The following is a 21,626-nucleotide window of genomic DNA, read 5'->3' on the forward strand; positions in this document are numbered from 1 at the left end:
GTACCGATGAGCCAACCAGCAACGAGACCAGAGACAACCGTGCCGCCCAGCGGCATCGTCACCCAGGACCTGCCGGAGCCGATGTCGCTACGCCGGATGGTCGGTCCCGGCGTGGTGGCCGTCGGTATCGGCCTGGCGGCCGGGGAGATCGTCCTCTGGCCGTACCTCACCGCGATCGGTGGGCTGGGCCTGCTGTGGCTCGCCTTCGCCACCCTCGCCGTCCAGTTCGTCATCAACATGGAGATCGAGCGCTACACCCTCGCCACCGGTCAGACCGCCGTCGCCGGCTTCTCCCGCTGGTGGAAGGGCTGGGGCATCATCATCTGCCTGGCCGGCGCGTTCCAGTACGTCTGGCCGGGCTGGGCGACCGGCGGATCGACCGTCTTCACGTACCTCGTCGGCGGCGGTGACGCGGTCTGGATCACCGTCGCGGTACTCGTCCTGATCGGCGTGCTGCTCTCGGTCTCGAAGGTCATCTACCGGACCGTCGAGCGGGTCGAGATCGTCAAGGTCGCGCTCACCCTCTTCTTCCTCGCCGTCGTCGTGGTCTTCGTCATCTCCGCCGCGAGTTGGGGCGAGGGCGCCAAGGAGACCGTCGTCGGCTTCGGGCAGATCCCCGAGGGCATCACCTTCACCCTGCTGCTCAGCGCGATCGGCGCCGCCGGTGCGGGCGGCGTACACAACCTCGTGCTGAGCAACTGGATCCGGGACAAGCGGTACGGCATGGGCGCGCACGTCCCGCGCCTGATCTCCCCGATCACCGGACAGGAGGAGGCGTCGGGCGCCGACCGGTACGCGTTCCCGCAGGACGAGCGGAACCTCGACCGGTGGCGTACCTGGTGGAAGCGCGCCAACATCGAGCACCTCTTCGCCTTCCTGCTGGTCTGCTTCGTGACCATCACGGTCATGAGCCTGCTCGCCTACGACACCCTCTTCGGCCGCGACGACCTCAAGTCCGACACCTCCTTCCTGCGGATCGAGGGCGACGTCCTCGCGGCCGAGGTCGGCACCTGGCTCAAGCTGCTCTTCTTCGCGATCGCCGCGGTCTCCCTCTGGGCCGCCGCGATGGGCCTGCTCGACGTCATCGGCCGGGTGGCGAGCGACTTCCTGCGCCGTAACTACCTCGCCACCTCGACCCGGTGGACCGAGGCCCGGCTCTACCTGGCGGTCGTCTGGGGCGAGATCGTCCTCGGCTCCGGCATCCTGCTCGCGGGCTTCAGTCAGCCGATCGGACTGCTGCTGGTGTCCACCTGCGCCGCCTCGGTCGTCACCCTGCTCTATTCCATCCTGCTCGTACGCCTCAACGTCAAGGACCTGCCGGCCGCCATCCGGATGCGTGGCTGGCGGCTCGGCGGCATGATCGTGGCCATCGGCTTCTACGGCTTCTTCGCCATCGCCATGGTGGTCACCCAGATCCAGAAGCTCTGAACCGTGCGGCGACCGGCCGGGGCGACGACATCGTCCCGGCCGGTCAGCTCGTGGAGAGCCGGAGATGGCGGTGCGCGGCCATCCGTACCGGTGCGTTGGCCTCGCCGCATCCGTCGTAGCCACCGATGCGTTGCACGATCTCGAAGAAGACCCGGCCGCCGTAGACCGGGGTGTACAGGTGGAGCAGTTCGCCACCGTGCTGGTCGCGGTCGTAGAGTATGCCGTACCGGCGCAGCCGCTCGACGAGATCGGTGGGCAGCGCGAACCGGGCGACGAGATCGGCGTAGTAGTTGTCCGGCACCGGCAGCGTCGTGCCGCCGAGCCGGTCGACGGCCGACGCGGTACCGAAGATGTCGGCGGTGGCGAAGGCGACGTGCTGCGGGTCGACGACGGCGGGCGCCCACTCGCCCCGGCGGAGCAGCGCCGCGGTGAGCGCGAGCCGTACGGTCCGGTCCGGCGTGGTGAAGGCCCGCGAGCGCATGAGCCCGAACGGGGCGGCGTACTCCTCCGTGGTCAGCCGGGCGAGCCCGAGCACCGAGCGGTAGAAGAGTCCCGCCTCGTCGAAGTGGTCGAAGGGTTGCGCCAGCCCGAGATGGTCGGTGACGGTGAGTCCGGCGGCACCGGAGAACTCCTCGCCGGTGGGCAGGAAGTCGGCCCGCCAGTCGTCGTCGCGGCTGAAGAACACCGACGTGCCGTCCGGGGCGGCGACGGCGGCGAGGTCGGACTCGCGGGCACCACGGACGCGGGGCAGCACCGGTGCGAGCAGCGCCTCGGCGCGGACCCGGGACCGGTGCGGGTCCGCGGTGGTGAGCGCGAACGCGCTGACCGCGGCCGTACCCGGGGTCTGGGGGCGGGTGACGGCGCTGTTCAGGACCACCCGGCAGGCGGCCTGCTCCCACAGCTCCACCGGCTTGGAGCGGTGCTGACCGGTGTGGGCGAACCCGAGACCGCGCAACGCGGCCCGTAGCGCCGGACCCGACTCCCCGTCCACCGCGAACTCACTGAAGGCGTGTCCGGACAGCGGCGGCGCCGCCGGCAACCGGCGTACGCCGGTTGCCGGCACCTCCGAGGGTCGCAGGCTGTCCTCGAGCGTGACCAGCGACCGCATCGCGTCGACGGCGGCCCGCGCCGGATCGGCCTGCCGGAACACATCGTTGAACACCTCGAGCGACAACGGGCCGGTGTATCCGGTGGCGAGTACCCGGTGGACGAAGTCGGTCAGGTCGAACGAGCCCTGGCCGGGAAAGAGCCGGTGGTGACGGCTCCACTGTAGAACGTCCATGCTGAGCCGGGGCGCGTCGGCGAGCTGGAGGAAGAAGATCTTGCCCGGGGTGATCTCGGCGATGCCGGCCGGACCGACCTCCCGGGACAGCACGTGGAAGGAGTCGAGGCAGAGTCCCAGCGCCGGATGGTCGGCCCGCGCGACGATCCGCCAGGAGTGGTCCCAGGTGGAGACGTGCCGTCCCCACGCCAGCGCCTCGTACGCGATCCGGATGCCCCGGGCGTGCGCCCGGTCGGCCAGCAGGGCGAGCTGTTCGGCGGCCAGTTCGTCGTCGTCGATCGCGGTCGGGGCGACCGACGAGCAGACCAGCATCGTGTCGACGCCCAGCTCGGCCATCACGTCGAACTTGTGCTCCGCGCGGGCCAGGTTGGCGGTCAGTGCCGCCGGCGGTACCGCCTCGAAGTCGCGGAACGGCTGGTACAGGTCAATCGTGAGACCGACGTCGGCGCACCGGGCCCGGACCTCGGCCGGGGTCCAGGGCGTCACCACCAGGTCGTTCTCGAACAGTTCGATGCCGTCGAACCCGGCGCCGGCCGCTGCCGCGATCTTGTCGTCCAGGGTCCCGGAGACGCAGACGGTCGCCATCGACCGGCGCAGCCCGGTGGACGCAGGGCGGGGAGGACGTCCGGTTCCGACCGAGGCCCGGCTGCTGCTCATGGCTCACCCTCCGACCGTACGGTTCAACGTTGGCCGAGATAGCCGACGACCATCTCGGCGAGCATGGTGCGGTAGTGCTGGCGCGTCGTCGGGTCGAGCAGGTCCCGGCCGAACAGCGCGTTGAAGGTGTGCCGGTTGGCGACCCGGAAGCAGCAGTACGCACTGATCATCATGTGGATGTCGAGCGCGTCGACGTCGGTGCGGAACACATCGTCCCGCTGGCCCCGGTCCAGTACGCCGCGCAGGACGTCGACCGCCGAACTGTTGAGGTCGACCAGCCGGGCGACGTGGGTCATGTGCTCGGCCTGTTGGGCGTTCTCGACGCCGACCAGCTTGATGAAGGCGGGATGCGCCTCGTGGTGGTCGAAGGTGACCTCCGCGATGCGGCGGACGGCGGCGACCGGGTCGAGGTGGTCGACGTCGACGGCCCGTTCGGCCGCCCGGATCTCGGCGTACGCGCGTTCCAGCACGGCCAGGTAGAGCTGTTCCTTGCCCTCGAAGTAGTAGTAGATCATCCGCTTGGTGGTGCGGGTACGCGCCGCGATCTCGTCGACCCGCGCGCCGCTGTATCCCCGGTTCGCGAACTCCTCGGTCGCGACGTCGAGGATGTCGGCGCGGGTACGCTCGGCGTCACGCCTGCGGTCGACCCGGGGTTCCGGTGGCGCCTGGCCCGTCATGCCACCTCTTCTCGCCTCGGATCCGTCGGACCCGGTGTCCCGGGCGATCGACCAGCTCCCGCCACCGCCGTCTCGTTGCCAAGGATAACGAACGAACTAGTCCGTACATGCGCGCAGGTAGGGTCGGGTCGGGAGCCGCCGCTAAGCTCAGGCGGTGCGTCCGGAGCCGCCGCCGTCGTCCTCGTCGCCGGGCGGTACGGCCGCCAGGACCGCGTCGAGCAGGCCGGGGAACCGGATGTCGAGGTCGTCCCGGCGCAGCGTGTGGCGGATGATCCGGCCGTCCCGGCGGGCGAGGAGCACGCCGCCCTCGCGGAGCACCCGCCAGTGGTGGCTGGCGGAGGACGGGGGCACGTCGGGCAGCACGGTGCCGCAGGTGAGTTCCGCGTCGTGGGCGAGGCGTCGCACGATCCGCAGCCGGACCGGACTGGCCAGGGCGTCGAGGACGGCGTCGAGCCGCAGCTGGTCCCGGGTCGGGTGGGTCAGGGTACGCATTCTTCGATCGTACGACAGAATGCGAATAATCGAACTGATCTGTTACCGTTCGAATCCGTACCGGCAGTCGGATGGAGACAAGGGACAATGCGGAAAACCGATCCGGCGTCGCCGCTGGACGTCTCGATCGCCCGCCCCGCCGAGGCCGACGACGGCGGATTCGTGGCCGAGATCGTCGACCTGATCAACCGGGTGTACGCCGGCGCGGAGCAGGGGCTGTGGCAGGACGGCACCGATCGGACCAGCCCGGCCGAGGTGACCTCCCTGATCCGTACCGGTCAACTCGTCGTGGCCAGGATGGACGGCCGGCTCGTCGGCACGGTCCGGGTCCAGCGGCTCGCGGGCGGCGAGGGCGAGTTCGGGATGCTCGTCGCCAGTCCGCACGAACGCGGCATCGGGATCGGCCGGGAACTCGTCGCCTTCGCCGAGCGTTGGGCGCGCGAGCGGCAACTCGCCCGGATGCAACTCGAACTGCTCGTTCCGCAGACCTGGACGCATCCGGTGAAGGAATTCCTGCGCGGCTGGTACACCCGGATCGGCTACCGGGAGATCCGCCGCGCCCGGCTCGACGAGGCGTACCCGGCGCTGTGGCCGTACCTGGCGACGCCATGCGACTTCGTGATCTACCACAAGTCCCTCTGATCGGCCGGGTTCGGCCCGTCGACCACACAAAGTGATCATCCTCACGGGAGCTGCCCAGGTCAGAGGTGTCGTTCCGGTCGCCTGACTACTCTGTGGAATCGGCGAACGGCAGGACATCCGCACCGCGCGGGCAAGGATTCGGGGGACGTACGACGATGACCGGTTCCACCACACGGTCCTGGCACGGCATGACGATCCCGGCCCCCGGCACCTACCTGCTCGATCCCGCACACAAGCGGATCGGGTTCCTGGCCCGGCACATGATGGTGAGCCCGGTACGGGGTGAGTTCGGCGAGGCGTCCGCGCAGATCCTCGTCGATCCGGATCCGCTGGGTTCCTCGGTGACCGCGACCATCCGGGCGGCGAGCATCGGCACCGGAAGCGCCGACCGGGACGCGCACCTGAGCAGCGCGGATTTCCTCGACGTGGAGCGGTACCCGACACTCGAGTACCGCAGCACCGGGATCAGGCACCAGCCGGAGCGGGACGACTCGATCTTCTTCTGGGCCCGCCTGCGCAGCCAGCGTCCCGGTCGACGCAGCGAGGTGGTCGTACCCGAGCAGGCCCGCCGGACGACCGGACGGTTCGTCCTCACCGGTGAGTTGACCGTCAAGGGGATCACCCGGCCGGTCGACCTCCAGGTGGAGTTCGGCGGCGCCCGGCGCGACCCCTACGGGCAGGACATCTTCGGCTTCAGCGCGACGGCGGAGATCGAGCGGGAGGCGTACGGGCTGCTCTGGAACGTGGCCCTGGAGAGCGGCGGTGTCCTGGTCGGAAGGACTGTCCGGATCGAGATCGCGGGCGAGGCGATCCGCCAGCCCTGACCCGACCCGCGACGCCCGGCCGGGTACGCCGGTTGCGTGCCGGTCCGGTCGGTCGGATTCGCGGATCACATGAAGTTGCGGGTGTGCAACGCCGACAGGGCGGCCGCCTCGTCGTCCGGGAAGCCGATGTACTCCAGCCGTCGTCGGCGGCCGGAATCCATCGCCTGCTGGAGCCGGAGCACGTCCTGCCAGCCCCGGGCGATCGCCGCGGGTTCCCAGGAGCCGGCGGCCAGGACGACCAGCGAGTCGAAGACCTGCTTGTTCAGGCCGGCCGTGTCGGCCAGCGCCGCGTGGCGTCGCTCGACCGCCGTACGCAGCCGGTGCAGGAAGCCCGGATCCGTCCGGACCACGTGCGCGGTGTGGGCGACCCCGAAGGCGACGTGCCGGGCCTCGTCCCGGGCGGCGAGCCGGGTGACGTCGGCGGTGACCTGGTCCGGGGCGTGCCGGTGCAGGAAGTGCAGCAGGTCCAGGAAGCTGCCCTCACCCAGGACGGAGAGCAGGAACGAGGCGAGGGTGAAGTCCGGTTCCTCGAGGAGGGTCTGCAGGGACGCCCGGCCGCCGGCTCCGGAGAGCCCGAGCCGGTCGCGGTGCATCAGCCCACGGCGGGTGAAGATCTCCATGTGCCGGGCCTCGTCGGCGGCCTGCGCCGCCAGGAGCTGCATCACCTCGCGGTAGTGCGGATGCAGCCGGGAGAGCAACCGGGCCGGGATCATCAGCGCGGCCTGCTCGTTCTCCACCAGGAAGGTCATCACCTGGACGACGGCGTCCTCGACGTCGTCCGGCACGGATCCGGCCGCCGTCCAGTCCACCGCGGTCGCCGGATCCCACTGGTTGGCCGTGGCCTGCGCGTACAGCTGCGGTGCGATGTCGGCCCAGACCAGATCGCGGTCGACCCAGTCGACGGAGAGCGCCGGACCACCCGGCTCGACCAGCGCGCCCCGGGCGGCCAGCCCCCACTCCCGACTCGCGTGCGGTACGACGTCGGCGGCCGTCCGCCCGGCCCGCTGCGCTCCCCGCCACCGGTCCCGGTCGGCCCTGCCCCGCACGATGGTCGGCGAGGCCGCCTCGGGGTCCAACCGGTGCCCCTCCGCCCGGCACCAGGCCGCGAGGTGTACGCCGAGCGCCGGATGACGACCGCGCACCACCAGGCGATCTCCCGGCTCCAGCCCGGCCAGGGCCCGGTTGACGAGCAGGTGGCCACCGTTGTCGAAACCGAGACCCTCAAGGTCGATAGTCGTCGGCACCGAGTGCCCCGTCGGGGTCGTAGAAACCGGTGTCGCTGACCGCTTGGTCCAGGGCGGCGTACCGGTCCGTCCGGCCCGGCAGCCACTCCTTGAGTCCCTCCAGGTCGAGCAGTGGCCGGGCGGAGTCGTCGGCGTACGACATGCTCAGCAGCAGCTCGCCGAACTGGTCCACGAGCGCCGGATCGGCCTGCGGCGCGACTGACATGTTGCAGTGGTCGTACGGCTCCGTCTGGGCGAGCACCCGGACCGAGGCGGACGGCAGGGTCCCGTCCCGGCCGAACAGCAGCAGATTCGCGTCGATCAGGCAGGCCGCGTCGGCACGGCCGGCGAGCAGCGCGGTCGCGGCGTCACGTTCGCCGCCGATGTGGTCGCCGTGCAGGCCGACGCCCACGTCGAAGCGGAGCAGAGTGCCGTCGGCCTCCGGATCGACACCGAGGCCGCGCAGCAGCGCCAACGGCAGCAGGGTCGCCTGCGGCGAGTCGACCGCACCGGTCGCGACGGTCCGGCCCCGCAGGTCGCCGGGGGAGTGCAGGTCGGAGTCCGCCCGTACCACGATCACCGAGGTGAGGTCGCGGTCCGTGTCGCGCATCGCGACGGTGCGCAGGGGAAGGCCGCGGGCCCGGGCCAGCCGCTCGGCGCGGATCCAGGCCAGCGGTGAGTTCCAGGCCAGGTCGATCCGGCCGGCGAGCAGGTCCTCGACCTGCCGTTCGTAGTGCGAGTAGAGCACGTAGTCCAGGTCCAGGCCACGCGCCCGGAACCAGGCCCGGAAGCCGTCCCAGATGGTCACGACCTTCGGGTCGTAGGCGACGGCGCCGAGCAGCAGCGGGCGGCTCACTGGGCCGGCCCGTCCAGCAGCGGCAGGCCGGTCAGGGCCCGGCCCACGAAGTCCAGCAACGCTGGCGTCGTCGGCGCCATCACCCGGGCCGCCCGGGAGTCCCGGAACCGGCGTTCGATCCCCAGCTCCTTGCGGAACGCGGCGCCGCCACACACCGTCATCGCCAGGTCGGCGACCTCGGCGGCGCTGCCGTCCGCCGCCGCCTTGACCTCCAGCACCAGCAGTTGCGCCTCGTCGTCTCCCTGCTCGAGGGCGGTCAGCGTGCTGTCGAGGAGCGCCCGGGTGCGGTCCGTCTCGATCCGCATCCGCGCCAGCACCGCCCGGGACTCGGGCTGCTGTGCCAACGACCGGTCCAGGTGCCCGAGGCGGGTCCGGGTCAGGTGTCCCGTCGCCTCGCGGGTCACCGCCTGCATGAGGCCGACGCTCGCGGCGGCGTTGAGCAGGAGGAACCACGGCAGTACGGCGGTGAGCGCCAGATCCAGGCCGGTGCCGTCCGCACCGAGCAGCGCCGTCCGGGACACCCGTACGTCGCTGCCGGTGACCGGTCGGGAGTCGTTGCCGCGCAGTCCCAACCCGTCGAACTCGGGACCGACCGACAGCCCTTCTGTGCCGGTGCGGACCAGCCAGAGCGACATCGGCCCCGCCGCGGCCAGCGGCCGGCTCGACCAGACGTAGCTGTCGGCGTGACCGGCCGAGGTGACCCAGCTCTTCCGGGCGTCCAGCCGCACCTCGTCGCCGTCGTCCGTCGCGGTGCTCACCGGCGCCCAGAAGTGGCTGCGTGAGCCCGTCTCGGAGAAGGCGAGGGTGCTCAGGTGGCGCCCGGCGGCGACCTCCCGCAACTCGTCGGCGCGGCCGGTCGCGGCCAGCGCGGCAACCGCGCTGTAGTGCATCATCGTCACCATCGCGGTCGAGCCGCAGGCCGCCGAGAGCTGCCGTACCACGTCGGTGGCGGCCCGGAGCCCCTCGCCACCCCCGCCGTACTCAGTGGGCACGGTAAGGGCGAGCAGGCCCGTCTCGGCCAGCGCGGCGACGGCCTCGCGGGGGAACGAGCCGGACCGATCGACGGATTCCGCCCCGGGTACGACGATCTCCTTGACGATCCGGTCCAAGGAATCCTGGTACTTCAAAGCGCCCTCCCCGGGCTCGGCCAACTCCAGCACCGCCATGTTGCCGCCCGGTTGTCGCGCTGACAACTGCCAAGTGTCTCGTCGTCACCGAGTAGTCGGGGCCGCCCGACCCGGTACCTGCCCGAGCGTGACGCGGCGCCGATCGAGTCCCGCCACGCCTACGGTCAGGTCAGCACCAGGATGTTGTAGTAGTCGAGCCGGTCGATGGTCACCCGCAGCCGGCCCTGGCGGCAGGAGGAGGCCGGCACCTCCGACCCCGCGAAGTCGGGAGAGATCTTGATCACTCGTCGGGGGCAGGACGGCAGGTCGACCTCCACGCCGAAGCCGGTCTGCGGAACGATCGCCAGGTCGTAGTTGTGGTTGACCAGGTGCAGCGTGCGCGCTCCGCTGCCGCGCTGTACGAGCAGACTCGCCGCGACGTTGCCGGTGCCGACCCGTACGGCCTGGGTCCCGTGGTCGTTGTTCCGGTAGAGCGATCGGTGCTCCTTGTAGAACTGGCTGTACGTCCGGAAGAAGCCCAGCATGCCGGACTGTTCCGCGGTCGGGCTGCCGATCGTGTCCTTGAGGTGGAAGGCCGGGAAGATGCCGTTGGCGTACGCCTCGGCGCCGAAGATCTGCCAGTAGTCCTTCTTCTCGGCCAGCGGCAGGTTCAGGTAGTTGGTCATCATGTCGTTCGGCCAGTCGATGAAGACCGCCACCGGTACGTCCCCGGCGATCCGTCGGCTCTGCTCCTTGAGGTACCGGTAGTTGGCCTGCAACGACTTGGCGCCGTTGAGGTGGCCGTCGCGCACCGGCACGTAGTCGGCGCCCCGGAAGTCGGGCGTCTGCTCGTCGGGGTTCCACGGGTACATCCCGACACTGTTGAAGTCCACGTACGGCAGCAACCCGTTCGAACTGATCAGCAGGTGGCGGCCGGCCGTGCTCCGGGCGTACGCCCGCAGTTCGTCGACCATCTCCCTCCAGTATCGCCGCAGGTAGCTGACGGTGAACGAGGTGTCGTCGGCGTACATCCGGTTGGCGGTCACCCGGCCCCACTCGGCGGCCAGCGGGTTGCCGGAGGTGAGCGGGTCGAGGTTCCAACCGTTGGTCCGCAGGTACCGCCGGTAGTGGAAGTTGCGGGCGAGGTCGTCGGCGGGAACGTCGCTCCGGACGAGGTTGTCGTCGGTCATGCCGAACCGGGACTTCCAGTCGGCGGCCGTGAAGTCCGGGTACTTCGTCAGCAGGTACCGGTTGAAGTCGGCGATGGCGTAGTCGTCGAATCCCTCGTTGCCGTTGAAGCCGTACTTCTGCCCGCCACTGAACCCGGCGTTCACCTCGTCGAGGTTGATCCCGTCCACGCCGCCGTCGATCTGGATTTTGGCCCAGTCGAGCAGGTATTCACGGTATCTCGGGTTGAACATGTTGCCCCGGCGCGCGGGATCGGGGAACCCGAACTCGTCATGCGGTACCGGGCTGTTGTCCGCGTCGCGCGTCGACATGTCGTCGAAGATCTCGGTGCTGGGGAAGTCGTGCGGGAAGATGACGCTGGCCGTCCCGCTGCCCATGAACGTGATGCCCCTGTCGTGGTAGCGCCGGATCTGGGCGAAGTCGTAGTCGGCCGCCTCGTCGCCGTTGGTGGACCATTTCCCGATCGCCCGGATGGTGACGTCGGGGACCAGTTCGTAAACCTGTGGATCCTCCTGGTCGACGTCGGACTGGCTGAAGCCGAAGACCGTGAAGTCCGTCGCCCGGGGCCGGTCGACGGTTGCGGCCGTCCGGTTGCGTACCTGCGGGACGTGCCCGGCGGCGACCTGGTCGGCGCGGGCGCCGGTCCGGTCGTCCTTCATCCCGGGTGCGGTCGGGGCGGCGGAGGCGGGCGGTGCGGGGAAGGCGAGCAGCAGCACGATGGCCAACGGGAACCAGTTCGGCGCTCCGGATCGGTGTGGCATTGCGCTCCTCCGTGGGCCGTTGTCCGACGGTCTTCTGGTGGCGGGCCATTCGAGAGCATATGTCGCACGCATCAATATAGAAAGCTGTCAATTAAGCGGTGGCGAACGGGTCGCTGGGAAGGGCGGTGCGGGGATTGCCCCGGTGGGGACAATGGGAAGGAGCGAGGGAGGTCGTCATGAGCGGTGATCGTCGGAACATCGAGCGGCTGACGGACGAGGATTTCGCTTCCGTACGGCGGATGAGGTTCGGTCGACTGCCCGCCAGGGTCATGCCGGCGGACCTGATCGAGACGGCGGAGACGGACGCTCCGCGCGACGAGGTGGAGCAGCCCCTGGTGCGCCGGGAGTGGGGATAAGCCGGTCAACGCCAACTGAATGCCGGCGGGGTGGGGCGGCCCACCGCCTCGGACCGGGCCACCGCACAGAACTGCCGCACCTTCGCCCGGACCGGCTCGGTCTCCCGGCCGAGTACCCGGTAGACCAGGCCCGCGTCGTTCGGCAACCTGTTGGCTCCGGCGGCCAGTGGCAGCTCGTCGTCCCAGCTGGGCGGCATCCGCTCGGCCACCCGGCGGGCGCGCTCGGGTGAGGTCAGCAGTAGCACGGTGCCGAGGACGTGGAAGTCGTCGAGGACGCCGCGCCGGCCGACGCCGAACCGTGCGGGTTCGATGACGAACTTCTCCACGAACAGGTCGGGCCCGTGCGGTCGCGCGGCGCGCACGGTGGCGGAGTACACGTCGTACTGGAAGATCTCCCCGGCCCGATGGTGCTTCCGTCCCGGCAGCAGAATCTCCGCGGCGACCATGGTGGCCGTCTCCGGCAGCGTGACGGCGGTGTGGGTGAGGAACCGGCTTCGTCGGTACGGGATGACCGGCTCCGGAAGATACTCCAGATAGGCATCCTCGCCGAGGGTGATCCGCTGGACCTGGACGGCGTAGTTCGCGTCCATCTCCTGGATCTTGTTGGCCGCCTGGGTGGTCAGGTGGACCCGGGCGCGGGCGCCGAGGGACACGTCGATCCGGTGCCGGTCGCCCTGCAGCATTCCGCCCGAGGTGGAGATGATGAACACGCAGGCCATCTCGGGCATCTCCACGTCCCAGTAGAGCGCCTGCTGCACCAGCAGCGGTGCCTGCCGGAACAGGTCGGTCAGCACCGTCCGGTCGACCCGGTGCTCGAACGCGAGTCGCAGCAGGCCGACCTTCCCCGGCGCGGCACTGGCCAGCTGGGCCGGCTCGTCCTGGTAGGGCGCCAGCTCGGGCGCGCTTCCCAGCCAGCTCATGCGGGTACGTCCAGCGCGTCCTCTCGTCGCGGGCCGGCCGGAGCCCCGAGGTCGGCCGAAGCCCCGAGATCGACCGAAGTTTCGAGATCGGCCGGGGGTTGGAGATCGGCCGGCGGGCTCAGGTCGAACAGTGCGTTGTGCCGGACGAGCGCGATCAGTTCGTCGATTCCCGCGCCGGACTTGCAGTTGGTGAAGACGAACGGTTTGCCGTCGCGCATCCGTGTCGCATCGTGGGCCATGACGTCCAGGTCGGCGCCGACGTGCGGTGCGAGATCCGTTTTGTTGATCACGAGGATGTCCGACCGGGAGATACCCGGGCCGTTCTTCCGTGGGATCTTGTCCCCGGCGGCCACGTCGATCACGTAGATGAAGTAGTCGACCAGGGCCGGGCTGAAGGTGAGGGTCAGGTTGTCCCCGCCGCTCTCGATGAGCAGCAGGTCGCTGTCCGGGAAGCGTGCCTCCATGTCCTCCACCGCGGCCAGGTTCATGCTCGGGTCCTCCCGGACCGCGGTGTGTGGGCAGGCGCCGGTCTCCACCCCGATGATCCGCTCGGCCAGCAGCACGCCGGTCAGGGCCCGCCGGACGTGCGCGGCGTCCTCGGTGGTGACCACGTCGTTGGTGACCACGAGCACCCGCAACCCGCTCTCGACCAGCTTGGGCACGATCGCCTCGATGATCGCCGTCTTGCCGCTGCCGACCGGGCCCCCGACACCGATCCGGCTGACTGTCTTCATGATCTCTCCCAGAACTCTGCCGTCAATTCATGAACATGCGGACGTGCGCGTGGACGTGGGTCGCCGCCAGTACGTCGATCACCGGCCCGAAGGTGGCCATGTCATCGAGGCCCGCGCCCGCCGCCCGCCGGTACTCCTCGGCGGCGGTCGCGTTCACCGCGTACAGGATCGCCTGGGTGTCGAGGTGGTCCACCCGCATCAGCCGGATGGCCGCGCTGAGCACCATCACCGCGACGCCGTACTGGTGGGCGGCGAAGGCGTCCTCCTCGGACAGCCCCAGACCGGCGAAGAGCGCACCGAACGCGACCGGATAGGTGACCGGGACAGGGTCTGCGGCGGCGTCCCGGAACCGTTTGTCGAGCATGGAGTCACCGAGGATGTGCGTCGCCGCCTCGGCCAGTTTGCGCCCCATCCGGACGGTCATCGTCCGGGCCTCCTCCGACAGCTTGCGGAGGTGGACCGCCTCGTCGGCCCGACGGATCAGGTCCAGGTCGCCCGCGACGGCGCCGCGATGCCCGGCCAGCAGCGCCACGCCGTCGCCGGTGGCGGCCAGATGGCTCACGGTACGGGTGAACTCCTCCAGGGTCGCCCGATCCCGGACCACCCCCTGTTGTACCGCCGTCTCCAGCCCTCCGGAGAAGGTGAAGGCGCCGACGGGGAACAGCGAGTCGCCGAACTGCAGGAGCTTCAGGGTCGCCGGAATGGTCGGCCTGGTCGGCGTCATCGGCCGACGAGGTCGGACACGTGTGAGTGCGGCGTCTGGTCGGCACCGCCGAACAGGCGGCGGGCCTCGTGCGGTGCGAGGTACGCGATGATCTCGGTGCCGGGCACGAAGTCGTACGAGATGCCGGCGAAGTCGTGGGTCCGCATCACCGAGTCCATCACCCGGCGGTCGACGGTGAGCGGCACGTACAGCCGGGTCCCCTTCACCACCGCGGGCCAGTGCTGATTGCCGATCGCGTGCCCCAGTTCGACCGCCGAGCGCAGGCCCAGCCCCGCCGGCTCGTTCTCCAGCTCCCGCAGGTCCACGACCATCACCTCGCCGAGTTGGACCCGGGCCACGATCGCGGTGGCCGCCCGCTCGTCCCAGCAGAGGACGTCCCCGTCGCGCAGCCGCGTTCCTCGGCCCAGGGACAGCGCCACCTCGACACCGCCAAGGGTTCGTTTACGCAGCCGGTTCTTCTGCGCCTCCCACTGGTCCAGCGCGAGACTGTCCACCCGTGCCGTCCTGAGCCGGGCGTCCCAGCCGGGCTCGGTCTCGTTGCCCAGTACCGATTCCACCAGCATTGCGTCTCCTTGGCCTCTGTCTGGCTTGCCGGACACCCCGTCGCGGCAACGGATCCGACCGGCCACGGACCTGTGCCGCTCCGGCCGCCGGAAGTTCTAGCTGAAGAAGTAGAGCTGGCTCAGCGGGAGGTGCCGGGCCGGCGAAACCGTCGCGTGCACGCCGTCGACCCGTACCGCGAAGGTCTCCGGATCCACCTGGATGTCCGGCAGGGCGTCGTTGCGGACCATGTCCCGCTTGGTCAGACCCCGGGTCCCGCGGACCGGAAGGATCTGCCGGCGCAGGCCGAGTTTCTCGCCGACCCCGGCCTCGTAGCCCGCCTGGGACATGAACGTCACGCAGTTCGCGCTCAGGGCCGCCCCGTACGCGCCGAACATCGGTCGGTACGTGACCGGCTGCGGAGTGGGCACCGAGGCGTTCGGATCGCCCATGATGGACCAGAGGATCATTCCGTTCTTGATCACCATCTTGGGTTTGGCGCCGAAGAACGCCGGCTCCCACAGCACCAGGTCGGCCATCTTGCCGGGCGCGATCGAGCCGAGCACGTGGGCGATGCCCAGGGTGATCGCCGGGTTGATGGTCATCTTGGCCACGTACCGCAGCACCCGGAAGTTGTCGTTCGCCGGTGCGTCCTCCGGCAGCCTGCCCCGGGCCACCTTCATCGCGCTGGCGAGCTGTACGCTGCGCAGCCAGTTCTCCCCGATCCGACCCATCGCCTGCGAGTCGCTGGACATCATCGAGATGGCGCCCAGGTCGTGCAGCACGTCCTCGGCGGCGATCGTCTCCGGGCGTACCCGGCTCTCCACGAGCGCCACGTCGGAGGGGACCTTCGGGTTGAAGTTGTGGGTGACCATGGTCATGTCGAACAGCTCAGCCTGGCTGTTGATGCCGTACGGGTTGGTCGGCGTGGTGGAGCTGGGCAGGCAGTTCATCTGGCCGGCCACCTTGATGATGTCCGGCGCGTGGCCGCCGCCGGCTCCCTCGGTGTGATAGGTGTGGATGGTCCGGCCCTCGAACGCGGCGATGCTGTCCTCCACGTAGCCGCTCTCGTTGAACGTGTCGGTGTGGACGGCCACCTGGATGTCGAAGCGTTCGGCGGCGGTCAGCACCGACCGGATCGCCTGCGGCGTCGCACCCCAGTCCTCGTGGAGCTTGTAGCCGGCGGCACCGGCGCGCGCCTGCTCCGCGAGTGGCTCCAGGCCGGAACTGTTGCCCTTGGCGATCAGGCCGACGTTGACCGGAATGCCCTCGATGGCGCGCATCATCGCGTGCAGGTTCCATGGCCCGGGTGTGGCGTTCACCCCGTTCGAGCTGTCGCTCGGCCCGGTGCCGCCGCCCCAGATGGTGGTCACGCCGTTGCTCAGCGCCGCGTACGCCTGCTGCGGCGCGATGAGGTGTACGTGCGAGTCGATCCCGCCGGCGGTCAGGATGAGATGCTCACCGGCGATGGCGTCGCTGCCCGGACCGACCACCAGCCCGGGGGTGACCCCGGCCATGACGTCCGGGTTGCCGGCCTTGCCGATCCCGACGATCCTGCCCTCCTTGATCCCCACGTCGGCCTTCAGCACGCCGAGTTGGGCGTCGAGGATTGTCACGTTCGTGATGACCAGGTCCAGGACTCCGCTGGAGTTGGTGAGGTCGACGTTGGCGCCCATGCCGTCGCGCAGGGTCTTGCCACCGCCGTAGACGGCTTCGTCGCCAAGGGTGCGCAGGTCCTGTTCGATCTCGATGTAGAGATCCGAATCGCCCAGCCGGATCTTGTCACCGGTGGTCGGGCCGTACAGTCCGGCGTACTCCTGCCGGGAGATCTGACTCATCGCTGCGCTCCTGGGGCCGCCGTCGGCACCCGTCGGGCCAGCCGTCCGGCGTCACTGCCCGCCATCGTTCCGGCCGGATGTGGACTTGAAACCCCTGATCCGGGAGCGGCGGGCGGCTTCGGCGCGATCCGGCTGGTACCCGAGTGGCTCGCCGCCGGTCCAGCCGTTCACCAGGCCGTTGAACCCGTACACCCGTTGTCGGCCCGCGTACGGGACGAGGGCGACCGTCTTCCGGTCGCCCGGCTCGAAGCGGATCGAGGTGGCGGCGGGTATGTCGAGTCGGCAGCCGAAGGACGCCTCCCGGTCGAACTCCAGGCTCCGGTTCGTCTCGTAGAAGTGGAAGTGTGACCCCACCTGGATCGGCCGGTCCCCGGTGTTGTGGACCTCGATCCGGACGACGGGGCGCCCGGCGTTGAGTTCCAGCGGGTCGCCGCGCAGGACGTATCCGCCCACCGGTGTCGGGGGCTCGGAATCGGCCATCGTTGCCTCGCGTTCGTTCGGCGGCGCTCTGCGGGCCGCTGGCGGCTACTGGATCGGCGTGTGTACGGTGACCAGCCGGCTGCCGTCGGTGAACACCGCCTCGACCTGGATCATCGGCACCATGTCGGCGACGCCCTCCATGACGTCGTCCCTGGTGAGTACGGAGCGCGCCGCGTGCATCACCTCCTCGACGGTTTTCCCCTCGCGGGCTCCCTCCAGCGCCGCCGCCGCGACCACGGCGACCGCTTCGGGATGGTTGAGCTTGAGCCCTCTGCCCCGGCGCGCCGAGGCGATCTGGGCCATCGAGAGGATGACCAGCTTGTCGAACTCCCTTGGAGTGAGGTGCACAGCTCGTCCTTCCGTGGTCGATCGCTGCCGGCAGGCAGACGACGGACCCCACGGCGGGATTCGACGAGCGTGAAGGCGAACTGCGACCGGTCAGCGGCCAGTGGAGATCCGTTGATCCGCCGTTCGGACGGCGTGGCTCCACGATAAACGAACGAACCGCTCTATAGCCGGCAAATCACCCAGAAGCCCGGTCAGACACCGGCCAGCCCCTGCGGGCTGTTGTACGGGATGCTCACGCTGGTGATCTCCTCGAGCGAACCGTCCGGCTGGATCTCGTAGCCCACGAGCTTCGAGGCGTTCCCGTAGATCTGGTAGAGATAGGCGCCGTCCGGTGAGACCCAGTTGTCGCTCGGACCGCTGCTCACGGTCCCGTTGAGCGCCCGGAAGCTGCCATCGCCCGGGACCCTCGGGCAGGCCGGATCCTTCGCGACGACCGGCGCGCCGCCGTCGAGTTGGAAGCTGCTGATGTTGCTGTACCCGAAGTTCGTGGCGAACACCGTCCGGTCGTCCGGCGAGACGGAGAGCCAGCAGAGTTCGGAGGGCTTGCCCGCACTGGTGTTGATCGGGGTGAGTGGGCCGAAGCTGACCATCCCGTCGGCGTCGATCCGACCCATGACGATCCCGTCGCCGACGGCGTACCCGACGACGAAGGTGTCCGGACGACCGTGCAGGAAGGCGATGTAGAACGGCGAACCGCCGCCGGCATCGTGGAACGAGGGAGCGCCGAGGGTCCCGTCGGCGGCCACCGGGAAGACGATGAGACCGTCCGGATCCGGCTCGTTCGACGCGATCGACTTCGGCTGGCCGTCCCGTTCGACCCAGAGGATCGCCGAGCCGTCCGGGTTCGCGGTGGGCGGCTCGTCGAACGTGGTGCCGACGAAGAGGAACCTTCCGTCGGGGGAGAGGGCCACCATGGTGGCGACTCGGTGGGGCTTGTCGGGCGTGTTCACCGAGTAGCGTTCCAGGCGCAGCGAGAGCCGGCCCTCGCCGTCGACCGACATCAGGCGGACGTGGTCGGGACCGAACGAGTGCAGCACGAAGAGCGTCTCACTGGCGGGGGCGTAGGCCAGCGACTTCGCGGTGCCGCTGCGTCCGGTGACGGCGTTTCCGGTCGGCTTGACGTCCAGCAGCGCGAGGCCTCCGTCCTCGGACACCCTGAAACTGGAGACCGAGTTGTCGCCGCCGTTCGTGGCGAACAGGAACCGCCGATCCGGCGAGAGGATCACGCTGGCCGCTCCCTCGAAGGCGTTCGGCGCGCTGGGCTGCCCGCTGATCGGCTTGAAGGTCCCGGATCCGGCGCCGCCGGTGGGGATGCGTCCGAGTTCGGTGATCATGCCGTCCGGCGACCGGAGGTAGTGGACGACGGAGTTGACCGGCTCGTTCGTCTGCATGTACAGATGTCCGCCGTGCCGTCCGTCCTGTGTGGCCGGTGGTGGCATCGCCCGCTCGCTCGACATACTCTGTCCCCCCGCCGTCGCCTCCGCCTCAGATCCCCTGGTGAAGCGGTAGCCGGTCCAACCTGAGACTACTTCGCCCGGACCGTGCCGGGAGCGGATACGCCGATCCGTCGGCCCGCTGAGGTTCCGGCCCCCGCTGTCCTTCCGGACCCCTCGGTCGTGCTGTTCGGACGCGGGGGCCTCCGGGGGGTGAAGGGCCGGCTTCGGGTCATCCCGCTCTCTTTCGGTGAAGCACCCTCGATGCGGTCACCGGCCGCCATACCCTCGAACAGGAAAATTCCTCTTATTAGTGCTTCAAGCAGCGTAAGGGTGAACCATGCGTCGGAAAAGGCTCGCAACAGCGGTTTTCCTCGCCTCCCTGGTCGGGGCGACCATCGCCTCGGGACCGGTCGTCGCCGACGACGACCGGTGGGACCACGGCGGCGGGAGCGAACGCGAGGGTCTGGTCTTCGTCCAGACCAACAAGCCGCTCGGCAACACGATCAAGGTGTACGAGCGCGGCCGGAACGGCCATCTCACGGCGGCCGGCGAGTTCGAGACGGGCGGTCTCGGGGGTGCCACGGTCGGACCGCCGGTCGACGCCCTGGCGTCCCAGGACTCGCTGCGGTACGAGGACGGACTGCTCTTCGCGGTGAATGCCGGAAGCAACACGGTGACCGTCTTCCGGGTCCACGACGACGGACTGGAGCGGACCGACGTGATCTGGTCCGGTGGGCTGCTGCCGGTCAGCATCGGGGTACACGACGACCTGGTCTACGTGCTGAACGCCGGCGGCGACGGTTCCGTCCAGGGCTACCGACTGGATCATGGACGGCTCGAACCGATCCGGGGGGCCCACCGGTCGCTGGACCTGGGCAACGCCAATCCGCCGGCGTTCGGCGACGCGCCGGCCCAGCTGAGCGTCACCCCGGACGGCCGGTTCGTGCTGGTGAGCACGAAGAGCCACAACACGGTCGAGGCGTACGAGATCGAGGACGACGGCCAGCTCGCGGAGCCGGTCAGCAACCCCGCCGAGGGCGCACCGTTCGGGTTCACCTTCGACGACAACCGGGGCGTCCTGGTCACCGAGTCCGGAACCAACGCGTTGGCCCGGTACCGGCTCGACCAGCACGGCAAACTGAGCCAGGTGGGTCCGGCGGTGCCGAACGGTCAGATGGCGCCGTGCTGGGTCCAGCGGGTGGGGGACTACTTCTACGTCGCCAACGCGGGAAGTTCCACCATCAGCGCCTACCGGATCGGCGACGACGGGCACCTGGTCCTGGTCGCGGCCGTCGCGGTGAACACCGGGGGCGGTTCGATCGACATGACCGCGAGCGGCGGATTCCTCTACGTGCAGAACGCCGCCGCCGGCAACGTGCAGGGCTACGCGGTGGGGGAGGACGGATCGCTGACTCTCGTCACCACGGTGGACGGACTGCCCGTCTTCGAGAACGGGATCGGCATGGAGGGCATCGCCGCCTCCTGAGCGTGACAGCAGCGTCGCCACCGGGGCTGACCTGCTTCCGGCCGGACCAACCGCGAAAGGGTGCGGATGGTCCGGCCGGAAGCCGTCCAACCCGGCCCGACCCTCACGGGTGGGTCAGGCGGCGCAGTTGTTGCTGGTCCGCTTGACGGTGTACTCGCGGTCGTCGTGGGTGATGCCCGACGGTGCGCCGTCGAAGTGGGCCTCGACCTTCTGCCAGCCCTGGCGCTGCTCGTAGTGCAGGTGCGGAGCGCCGGAGTTGCCGGTGCTGCCGACCCGGCCGATCTGGTCGCCCTGTTCCACCCGCTGACCGACCCGGACCAGTGGCGGTTCCAGCATGTGGAGGTACTGCGTCTCCCAGCTGCCGCCGTGGTCGATCTTCACCCAGTACCCGCCGCCACGGCCGCGTGGGCCGTCCGGGTTGTCCGGGGTACGGCCGCCCAGCGAGCCGTTGATCCCGGCCACGGTGACCTCACCACCCCAGGACGCGAGCACCGGGCGCCCCCACGCCTCGCCCTCGGCCGGGAACAGGTCGACGTCGTAGTCGTCGTGGCCGGGATAGGTGCCGAGCTGCCAGGTCTCGCCGCAGGCGACGGGAAGTTGGAATGCCGGACGTGGACCGGCTCCCCGCAGTAGCGGCACGGCGACGACGGCGACCACCGCGAGAACGCCGGTGGCCGCGACGGCGGCGAGCACGAGAAGGACCCTGGTGGTGCGGCTCCGGATGCGGCGGTGGGCGCGGGGTCTGGTCGGCTGGCCGGTCGTCACCGTCCCGAGGATGTCAGACACCGGCAAGACGGCGGATCCCGGGTCAGGGAGGCGTCCGGCGGCCGGCCAGGCCGACGAGGTCGTCGGGCTTGGCGTCCGGCACGTCCCGGTCGAAGTGGGCCAGCACCGGCAGGCGCAGCGAGACGACGACCAGTACGCCCATCGCCAGCCCGCACAGCAGGCGGCTGCCACCGAACCGGGGCGGTTACGGCCGCCAGACCATCGTCTGCTGGTGGAGCTGCCGGCCGCCCTGCCGAGCGCCGGGAACCAGCGCGGTCCGACCGTGCCGGGCGAAACCCACGCGTTCGAAGAACCGCACCGCACGGGTGTTCTCGGCCACGGTCTGCAGGTAGCACCCGGGTGAGCCGGTCTTGACGAGCCGATCGAACCACCGGCTCATCAGGCCGTCGGCGGCGCCGGTTCCCCGGGCCAGGGGTGCCACGTTGATGTGCAGGTGCGCCGGCCAGCGGGCATCGTCGAAGGCTCCGGCGGTAGGCACTCGCCGGATCGCCGCCGACGCCAGGTCGACCATCCCACGGGCGAGAAAGGCCGCCGGCCTGGGCCGGAGAATCAGCCGATACTTCGCGATCGCCCTCTCCATCCGCTCTCTCTCGCTGGGAAACGTCGAGCTGTCGAGGCACCCCGCGAGGTAGCCGACGACATCACCCCGGACCACGGCGACGAAGAACGAGTCCGGTTCCTGCCCCATGTACGGCTCCAGGTACATGGCCGCTTCCGACTCCTCGTGCCCCCACAGCGACGAGGACGGCGAGCCCGCGCCGGCCCGGCGGAACAGCCCACGCAGCTCGGTGCGGTCAGTCTCCGCGAAGCTACGAATTTCGATCATCCCGAGCCACTCCCCG

At 69.9% G+C, this 21,626-nt stretch carries 22 protein-coding genes; 5 read left to right on the top strand and 17 right to left on the bottom strand.

The window, feature by feature from the left end:
- Nucleotides 1–6 precede the first annotated feature (6 nt).
- The gene (locus H4W31_RS24705; RefSeq protein ID WP_192768824.1) at nt 7–1,428 is read left to right on the top strand and encodes an Nramp family divalent metal transporter; all 1,422 of its coding nucleotides are present in this window, start codon (nt 7–9) and stop codon (nt 1,426–1,428) included.
- A gap of 43 nt (nt 1,429–1,471) precedes the next feature.
- Here the strand turns inward: H4W31_RS24705 and H4W31_RS24710 are convergent, their stop codons facing one another.
- From H4W31_RS24710 to H4W31_RS24720, 3 genes are all read right to left on the bottom strand, one after another.
- Nucleotides 1,472–3,367 carry a bifunctional sugar phosphate isomerase/epimerase/4-hydroxyphenylpyruvate dioxygenase family protein gene (locus tag H4W31_RS24710; protein WP_192768825.1) on the bottom strand — a complete coding sequence of 632 codons (1,896 nt, stop codon included), beginning with the start codon at nt 3,365–3,367 and terminating at the stop codon, nt 1,472–1,474.
- A gap of 23 nt (nt 3,368–3,390) precedes the next feature.
- Nucleotides 3,391–4,044, bottom strand: coding sequence for a TetR/AcrR family transcriptional regulator (locus tag H4W31_RS24715; RefSeq protein ID WP_192768826.1), 654 nt, complete (start codon nt 4,042–4,044; stop codon nt 3,391–3,393).
- Nucleotides 4,045–4,191: 147 nt separating this feature from the next.
- Nucleotides 4,192–4,536 carry an ArsR/SmtB family transcription factor gene (locus H4W31_RS24720; protein WP_192768827.1) on the bottom strand — a complete coding sequence of 115 codons (345 nt, stop codon included), beginning with the start codon at nt 4,534–4,536 and terminating at the stop codon, nt 4,192–4,194.
- An 87-nt stretch (nt 4,537–4,623) separates the two neighbouring features.
- Between H4W31_RS24720 and H4W31_RS24725 the strand changes: the two genes are divergently transcribed.
- Together H4W31_RS24725 and H4W31_RS24730 are read left to right on the top strand one after the other, a co-directional pair.
- Nucleotides 4,624–5,178, top strand: coding sequence for a GNAT family N-acetyltransferase (locus H4W31_RS24725; RefSeq protein ID WP_192768828.1), 555 nt, complete (start codon nt 4,624–4,626; stop codon nt 5,176–5,178).
- Nucleotides 5,179–5,333: 155 nt separating this feature from the next.
- Complete coding sequence (locus H4W31_RS24730; RefSeq protein WP_192768829.1) at nt 5,334–6,002, top strand: YceI family protein; 669 nt, start codon at nt 5,334–5,336, stop codon at nt 6,000–6,002.
- 65 nt (nt 6,003–6,067) lie between these two features.
- Here H4W31_RS24730 and H4W31_RS24735 read toward each other — a convergent pair whose 3' ends face one another.
- The 4 genes from H4W31_RS24735 to H4W31_RS24750 form a co-directional block, all read right to left on the bottom strand.
- Nucleotides 6,068–7,246 carry a ferritin-like domain-containing protein gene (locus H4W31_RS24735; protein WP_192768830.1) on the bottom strand — a complete coding sequence of 393 codons (1,179 nt, stop codon included), beginning with the start codon at nt 7,244–7,246 and terminating at the stop codon, nt 6,068–6,070.
- On the bottom strand, nt 7,224–8,081 hold the full coding sequence (locus tag H4W31_RS24740; protein ID WP_192768831.1) for a phosphate/phosphite/phosphonate ABC transporter substrate-binding protein: 858 nt from the start codon (nt 8,079–8,081) through the stop codon (nt 7,224–7,226). Before H4W31_RS24740 ends, H4W31_RS24735 begins: the two co-directional genes overlap by 23 nt.
- Nucleotides 8,078–9,274: an acyl-CoA dehydrogenase family protein gene (locus H4W31_RS24745; RefSeq protein ID WP_225945661.1), complete on the bottom strand. Its 1,197-nt coding sequence runs from the start codon at nt 9,272–9,274 to the stop codon at nt 8,078–8,080. Before H4W31_RS24745 ends, H4W31_RS24740 begins: the two co-directional genes overlap by 4 nt.
- A gap of 98 nt (nt 9,275–9,372) precedes the next feature.
- Nucleotides 9,373–11,136 carry a hypothetical protein gene (locus tag H4W31_RS24750; protein WP_192768832.1) on the bottom strand — a complete coding sequence of 588 codons (1,764 nt, stop codon included), beginning with the start codon at nt 11,134–11,136 and terminating at the stop codon, nt 9,373–9,375.
- Between the two features lie 176 nt (nt 11,137–11,312).
- Between H4W31_RS24750 and H4W31_RS24755 the strand changes: the two genes are divergently transcribed.
- Nucleotides 11,313–11,492, top strand: a complete 180-nt coding sequence (locus tag H4W31_RS24755; RefSeq protein ID WP_192768833.1) for a hypothetical protein — start codon at nt 11,313–11,315, stop codon at nt 11,490–11,492.
- A gap of 5 nt (nt 11,493–11,497) precedes the next feature.
- On the opposite strand, the gene H4W31_RS24760 is transcribed toward H4W31_RS24755, so the two are convergent.
- The 8 genes from H4W31_RS24760 to H4W31_RS24795 form a co-directional block, all read right to left on the bottom strand.
- Complete coding sequence (locus H4W31_RS24760) at nt 11,498–12,412, bottom strand: urease accessory protein UreD (protein WP_192768834.1); 915 nt, start codon at nt 12,410–12,412, stop codon at nt 11,498–11,500.
- Nucleotides 12,409–13,146 carry an urease accessory protein UreG gene (ureG, locus tag H4W31_RS24765; RefSeq protein ID WP_192768835.1) on the bottom strand — a complete coding sequence of 246 codons (738 nt, stop codon included), beginning with the start codon at nt 13,144–13,146 and terminating at the stop codon, nt 12,409–12,411. The genes H4W31_RS24760 and ureG overlap by 4 nt, the downstream gene beginning before the upstream one ends.
- Before the next feature lie 22 nt (nt 13,147–13,168).
- Nucleotides 13,169–13,870, bottom strand: coding sequence for an urease accessory protein UreF (locus tag H4W31_RS24770; protein WP_192768836.1), 702 nt, complete (start codon nt 13,868–13,870; stop codon nt 13,169–13,171).
- On the bottom strand, nt 13,867–14,433 hold the full coding sequence (ureE, locus tag H4W31_RS24775; RefSeq protein ID WP_192768837.1) for an urease accessory protein UreE: 567 nt from the start codon (nt 14,431–14,433) through the stop codon (nt 13,867–13,869). The genes H4W31_RS24770 and ureE overlap by 4 nt, the downstream gene beginning before the upstream one ends.
- 96 nt (nt 14,434–14,529) lie before the next feature.
- Complete coding sequence (locus tag H4W31_RS24780) at nt 14,530–16,248, bottom strand: urease subunit alpha (protein ID WP_192768838.1); 1,719 nt, start codon at nt 16,246–16,248, stop codon at nt 14,530–14,532.
- 51 nt (nt 16,249–16,299) lie between these two features.
- Nucleotides 16,300–16,728: an urease subunit beta gene (locus H4W31_RS24785; RefSeq protein ID WP_192768839.1), complete on the bottom strand. Its 429-nt coding sequence runs from the start codon at nt 16,726–16,728 to the stop codon at nt 16,300–16,302.
- Nucleotides 16,729–16,773: 45 nt separating this feature from the next.
- Nucleotides 16,774–17,076: an urease subunit gamma gene (locus H4W31_RS24790; RefSeq protein ID WP_192768840.1), complete on the bottom strand. Its 303-nt coding sequence runs from the start codon at nt 17,074–17,076 to the stop codon at nt 16,774–16,776.
- 191 nt (nt 17,077–17,267) lie between these two features.
- Nucleotides 17,268–18,467, bottom strand: a complete 1,200-nt coding sequence (locus H4W31_RS24795) for a lactonase family protein (RefSeq protein WP_225945662.1) — start codon at nt 18,465–18,467, stop codon at nt 17,268–17,270.
- 382 nt (nt 18,468–18,849) lie between these two features.
- On the opposite strand from H4W31_RS24795, the gene H4W31_RS24800 reads away from it, so the two are divergent.
- Nucleotides 18,850–19,998 (top strand): lactonase family protein, encoded by a 1,149-nt coding sequence (locus H4W31_RS24800; protein WP_192768842.1) that lies wholly within the window; start codon nt 18,850–18,852, stop codon nt 19,996–19,998.
- A gap of 114 nt (nt 19,999–20,112) precedes the next feature.
- On the opposite strand, the gene H4W31_RS24805 is transcribed toward H4W31_RS24800, so the two are convergent.
- Nucleotides 20,113–20,763: a M23 family metallopeptidase gene (locus H4W31_RS24805; protein ID WP_192768843.1), complete on the bottom strand. Its 651-nt coding sequence runs from the start codon at nt 20,761–20,763 to the stop codon at nt 20,113–20,115.
- 205 nt (nt 20,764–20,968) lie between these two features.
- Entirely contained in the window at nt 20,969–21,610 is a 642-nt protein-coding gene (locus tag H4W31_RS24810) for a GNAT family N-acetyltransferase (protein ID WP_192768844.1), read from the bottom strand.
- Nucleotides 21,611–21,626 lie beyond the last annotated feature (16 nt).

Source organism: Plantactinospora soyae (genome assembly GCF_014874095.1).
Taxonomy (GTDB): Bacteria; Actinomycetota; Actinomycetes; order Mycobacteriales; family Micromonosporaceae; genus Plantactinospora; species Plantactinospora soyae.